Raw genomic sequence first — 5,257 nt, forward strand, 5'->3', positions numbered from 1 at the left:
CGCCCGCTCGAGTACCATGCCAGCCGAACCCGGGCCAGTGGGGCCTCGGCGATGGGAATCGCTCGCCAGCACTGCTTGAGGTGCACCCGTGCCAGCCCCTGGCCGCGCAGGTGGTCGTGCAGTTCCGGATGACGGAAGGGCAGTACAGCCTTCGCCTCGGGAATCAGTTCGGGTTCGCTCTCCTTGATACGGGCGAGCAGGGCGGCGAAGTCCGTCTTGGCGGCATTGGCCCGTATAGCGGCTTCCATCATCGCTTCGCCGGCGGCCACCAGCCCGATGTGGGTGCGTGTGGCGCGGCCGTCCTGGCCATCCTGATACCACACATCCATAAGGGCGTTGCGCAGCCAGGCCTCGGCGCGCTCGGCGCTCACCGGTTCCGGCTCACCGAAGATCCAGCAGGCGGTGGGTGCCCGATGGTAGGCCGCCGCCACAGCCTCGCCGGCTTCGATCAGTGCATCGAAGGCAGCCTCCAGTTCGGCCAGCAGGCGGTACTCGGGGCGTGGCATGGTGCTCAACGAGAAATCACGCGGCAGCACTCTTGAGAAGAGGCCAGGCGCCCTGTTTGGATGCTTCCAGAATCACGACTTCCACTATGGAGCCATCTTCGGCGTAGCTGACATGGGTATTCCAGTCTTGGGAGGCCTCCTTCACGATCGGCTTGTCTGCCAGGTGGAGCACCAGGATATCGTCTGCTTCGTCATAGGTGGTTCTCATTTCAACCCTCCCGGTCCTGCATTCCACGCTCGGCGCGCATGATCATCTCGTCGATCTCTGTCTCATCCATGGCGGGCTCGCCGGCGATGCGGCGGGTGCCGTCGGCCCAGGCGCCGAGATCGAGCAGGCGGCAGCGCTCGCTGCAGAAGGGCCGGTCGGGGTTCTTCTCGCTCCACACGACCTTCTTGCTGCACTGGGGGCAGGCGACTTCCAGGGGGCGTTGCGTCTTGCTCATGGGGCTCCATTCAAAGTTGGCAAAGGGCGAGTCCGAAGCTGACATCCTCCGCCACCGGTTCGGCCTGGCCTGCAAGCTCGCCCAATTTAAGAAAGCGGACAGTGAAACGATGCCGGTTGCCGCTGATCTCCGGGTAGAGTCCGGCCTCCCGGACCACCACCCGAACCATCCGACAGTCCTGGCTACCGCTGGGAGACTGCATGTAGAACCCCCGCTTCGCCAACTCCGGCTGTTCCACCGCACTGCCACGGATCAATTGCAGCAGCTCCCGCACCGCGTCCTCCAGCGGGCTGAGCTGGTCCAGCCAACCGGCCAGCTCGGGCTTGCGTTGATCGGCGGCCAGTTCGAGCCAGGCATGCAGGCGGGGCAGGTCAAAGCCGCAGGTGCCGCCCGGGATGCTCAGCCGCTGCTGGATCATGGCCAGGAAATCATTTTCACGCAGTGGCCGATCCGGGGATATCTGGTCCCGGCCCAGGTTCTCCCGAACGGTACGAAGTTCCTCGAGTACCCCCGCCAGACGTGTCTCGTCCACGCCGTCCCGATGACTGTAATCCTGCAGGGCCTGGCTGATGCGATCGGTTTCCTTTAGGAGGGCGCGGCGAACATCGCCGCGGCCCAGCAGGGCCAGGATCTCCAGCACGGTCTCGGCGCCGCTCAGGCTATCCCAGGGTGATTGGCGTGACAGGCCATGACGGGCCCGGCGAAACAGGTGTTCCAGACGCAGAAAGGTCCGGATCTGTTCGCTGAAGGGCTGTTCGAAAACAATGCGTGAATGACTGCTGCCGGCGCTCATGCGCGGGTATTCTCCCGGAGCGGGGGAAGTTTTTAAAGTCTTGATGACAACAGTTCTTGATGGAGTGCCTCGACCCGCTCTTTCAGGGCAGCCAGATCCTGATCATTCTCGATGACCTGGTCGGCGATGGCCCGTCGTGCCGACTCATCCGCCTGGGCGGCAATCAGACGGCGGGCCGCCGACTCATCCACCTGATCGCGCTGCATCAGCCGCTGTATCCGCTCGGCCATGGGGGCTTCCACGGTAATCACGCGATCGAAATGTTCCTGCTGCCCGGATTCCACCAGCAGCGGAATTTCGGCCACGGCATAGGGTCCCTCGGCCTGTGCCAGCTGTCTTGTCAGGCGCTCCATGATCAAGGGGTGAAGAATGCTTTCCAGCCGATGGCGTGTATTGTCATCGGCAAGGATCTGCTCCCGCAGTCGTCGGCGGTCCAGTTCACCATCCGCGGTCAAGAGTTGATCACCAAAGGCGGCCACCACCGCGGCCAGGCCTGCTTCACCCGGCGCCACCACTTCCCGGGCCAGTTGATCGGTGTCGACGACGGTCACACCCAGGGAGCGCAAATGATCCGCCACCGCCGACTTCCCGCTGCCGGCGCCGCCGGTCAGGGCAATCCACAAGGGGGGCTGCTTCTGTCCGTTTGTGGCCATGTCCCGGATTCGAGCCTAGATGCCCGAGAAACGCAGATAGCCGCTGATGATGGCATCGCCCCAGAGCAGGGCGACCAGTCCGGCGCCAGCCAGATAGGGCCCGAAAGGCATGGGCCGGTCACGTACGGTCCGTCCCGCCAGGGCCATGCCAATGGCCGCCAGCACCCCCAGCCCGGATCCCAGCAATACCACCAGGGGAATCACCGTCCAGCCCATCCAGGCGCCGAGCAGGCCCATGAGCTTGAAATCGCCATAGCCCATGCCTTCCTTGCCGGTGAGCAGGCGAAAGAGGTGGTAGACCGACCAAAGGGAGAGATAACCCACTGCGGCGCCGATCACTGCCTGGCCGGGATCCAGTGGCGCACTGGGATGGAGGCTGATCACCAGCCCCAGCCACAGCAGGGGCAGGGTGAGCTGATCAGGCAGTAACTGGTGCTCCAGATCGATGAAGCTCATGGCCACCAGGGCCCAGACCAGGGGCAGCATGGCCAGGCTGTGGAGACTGAGACCGAAGGCCAGAATAACGCCGGTGGTAAGCACCGCCACCAGAATCTCGACCAGGGGGTAACGCAGGGAAATGCGCATGCCGCAGCCCGGGCAGCGGGCCCGCAGCAGGAGGAAACTGATCACCGGGATGTTCTCCCAGGCCTTTATCATGCGGCCACAGCCCGGGCAGGCCGAGCGCGGTTTGACCAGGTCATAGCGGTCGGACTCGGTGGGGGCCTTGTCAGGGCACTGCAGGAGTTCGGCACATTCCCTCTGCCAGCCCTGCATCATCATGATGGGCAGGCGATGGATCACCACATTGATGAAACTGCCGACAATCAAGCCAAAGGCAACCACCCCGAACCAGAATACCCATGTGAATTCGGCTCGAAAGGCAGACAGAAATTCGATCATAAAAGAGTTCCCAGTGAACAGTTCCCAGTGAACAGCCGGCCGTGCCAGCCGAAAAGCCTACAGCTTTCTGCCAGGCAGTTGCCACCTGTGGGCAGCGTCTTGTGCGGCTTCAGCCGGAGTTTCACAGCATTCTAGCGGCCGCGACCCCACTGTTCACTGGGAACTGTTCACTGGGAACTTCCCTTAAACGACGGAGCCCATCTGGAAGATCGGCAGGTACATGGCAAGCACCAGACCACCCACGAGGACACCGAGAACCGCCATGATGAGCGGCTCCAAAAGACTGGAGAGGGCGTCAACGGCATTGTCCACCCGCTCCTCGTAGATATCCGCGACCTTGGAGGCCATGGTGTCGATGGAACCGGCCTCCTCACCAATGGAGATCATCTGGGTCACCATGTTGGGGAAGAGGTCGACCTCATTCATGGCCACATTGAGCTGCTGGCCGGTGGCGACCTGATCCCGCATCTTGAGAATGGCTTCCTCATAGACCACATTACCGGTGGCCCCCGCCACTGATTCCAATGCTTCCACCAGCGGCACACCGGCACTGAACATGGTCGCCAGGGTGCGGGAGAAGCGCGCCACGGCCGCATCCTGCATGATGGGGCCGAGCTGGGGGATCTTGAGGACCATGCGGTCAATCAGGCGCTGAAAGGCCGGGCTGCGCTTTTTCAAAGTAATGAGGGCACTGATTACCGCAACAACCCCAATCAGTATCATCCACCCCCGGGTCTGAACGAACTCCGAGAGATCCAGCACCATCCGGGTGAAAGCGGGCAGATCGGCGCCGAAGCCACCAAACAGATCCTCGAACTGGGGCACCACGTAGATCAGCAGAATAATCGTGACGATGATGGCCACGACCATGACCGCGGCCGGGTAGAACAGGGCCTTCTTGATCTTGGCCTTGAGGGCTTCGGTCTTTTCCTTGTAGGTGGCAATCTTGTCCAGCAGCGCCTCGAGGGCACCGGACTGCTCACCGGAACGGACCAGATTGATGTAGAGCTTGTCGAAGTGCTGGGGGTGCTTGGCGAGGGCGTCGGCCAGGTTGGTGCCGGCTTCGATGTCCTCGCGAATGGCTTGCATCAAGTCCCGGAATTTCGGGTTGTCACTGCCTCGTCCGACGATTTCGAAGGACTGCACCAGGGGCACCCCGGAACTCATCATGGTGGCCATCTGGCGAGAGAAGATGGCAATGTCGGCAGCGCTCACCTTCTTGCCCTTGCCAATCCCGGCCAGGGCGCTCTCCCGACGTACCTTGGCGGGGATGATGCCCTTTTGGCGCACCTCCTGCTTGACAGCCGCCTCGGAGCCCGCCGTGGTGGTGCCGGACACCTTGTTGCCCTTCTGGTCCGTGCCCTCCCACTTGAACTTGTACTCCTTCTTGGGCTTGGTCTTGCTCGCTGCCTTGGCCATCACATCTTCCCCGTACAGGCTGAGCCGCCCCGGCTGGGGGACGGTCGTGGGTCTTGCTCACACAGCATAACAGTTTTCCGGGAATGGCTTCCCATGTTCTGACGGTCTGTCTTAATCGGTGGTCACGCGGATGATTTCGTCCAGACTGGTGGTGCCGTCTGCCACCCGGTTCAGCCCGGAACGGCGCAGATCCTGGACACCATCCTCCTCGGCCACCTTGGCAATGTCCATGGAGTTGCCGCCTTCCATGATGATCCGACCGATGTTCTCGGTGACCGGCATCACCTGGTAGATCCCCACCCGGCCCTTGTAGCCTTCATTGCATTGCTCACAGCCCACCGGGCCCAGGGGCTTGAGACCATCATCCACCTCTTTCTCGCTGAACCCTGCCCGCAGCAAGGCCTCCTTGGGGATGTCCACCGGTTTCTTGCAATTGCTGCACAGACGGCGCCCCAGGCGCTGAGCGATGATCAGGGTCACGGAGCTGGCAATGGCATAGGGCTGCACCCCCATGTCCACCAGTCGAGACAGGGTCTTGGGCGC

General features: G+C 62.5%; 7 protein-coding genes and 1 pseudogene. All 8 read right to left on the reverse strand.

The window, feature by feature from the left end; all coding sequences use genetic code 11:
* Positions 1-506 (reverse strand): annotated as a pseudogene (locus ACJWXQ_RS10495) (DNA replication terminus site-binding protein); the annotation flags it as partial.
* 16 nt (positions 507-522) lie between these two features.
* Entirely contained in the window at positions 523-714 is a 192-nt protein-coding gene (locus ACJWXQ_RS10500; RefSeq protein WP_406672785.1) for a DUF2283 domain-containing protein, read from the reverse strand.
* A gap of 1 nt (position 715) precedes the next feature.
* Positions 716-949, reverse strand: coding sequence for a DNA gyrase inhibitor YacG (gene yacG / locus ACJWXQ_RS10505; RefSeq protein ID WP_406672786.1), 234 nt, complete (start codon positions 947-949; stop codon positions 716-718).
* Between the two features lie 10 nt (positions 950-959).
* The gene (zapD, locus tag ACJWXQ_RS10510) at positions 960-1,742 is read right to left on the reverse strand and encodes a cell division protein ZapD (RefSeq protein WP_346050433.1); all 783 of its coding nucleotides are present in this window, start codon (positions 1,740-1,742) and stop codon (positions 960-962) included.
* Positions 1,743-1,774: 32 nt separating this feature from the next.
* A complete protein-coding gene (gene coaE / locus ACJWXQ_RS10515; RefSeq protein WP_346050431.1) occupies positions 1,775-2,395 on the reverse strand; it encodes a dephospho-CoA kinase in 621 nt (206 codons plus the stop codon).
* 15 nt (positions 2,396-2,410) lie between these two features.
* Complete coding sequence (locus tag ACJWXQ_RS10520) at positions 2,411-3,295, reverse strand: A24 family peptidase (protein ID WP_346050429.1); 885 nt, start codon at positions 3,293-3,295, stop codon at positions 2,411-2,413.
* A gap of 183 nt (positions 3,296-3,478) precedes the next feature.
* Positions 3,479-4,714: a type II secretion system F family protein gene (locus ACJWXQ_RS10525; protein ID WP_406672787.1), complete on the reverse strand. Its 1,236-nt coding sequence runs from the start codon at positions 4,712-4,714 to the stop codon at positions 3,479-3,481.
* A 111-nt stretch (positions 4,715-4,825) separates the two neighbouring features.
* Positions 4,826-5,257: GspE/PulE family protein (locus ACJWXQ_RS10530; protein ID WP_406672788.1), on the reverse strand; the 432-nt coding region annotated here is incomplete at its 5' end.

Origin of the sequence: Natronospira sp., assembly GCF_007134575.1 — a bacterium.
GTDB lineage: Bacteria > Pseudomonadota > Gammaproteobacteria > Natronospirales > Natronospiraceae > Natronospira > Natronospira elongata.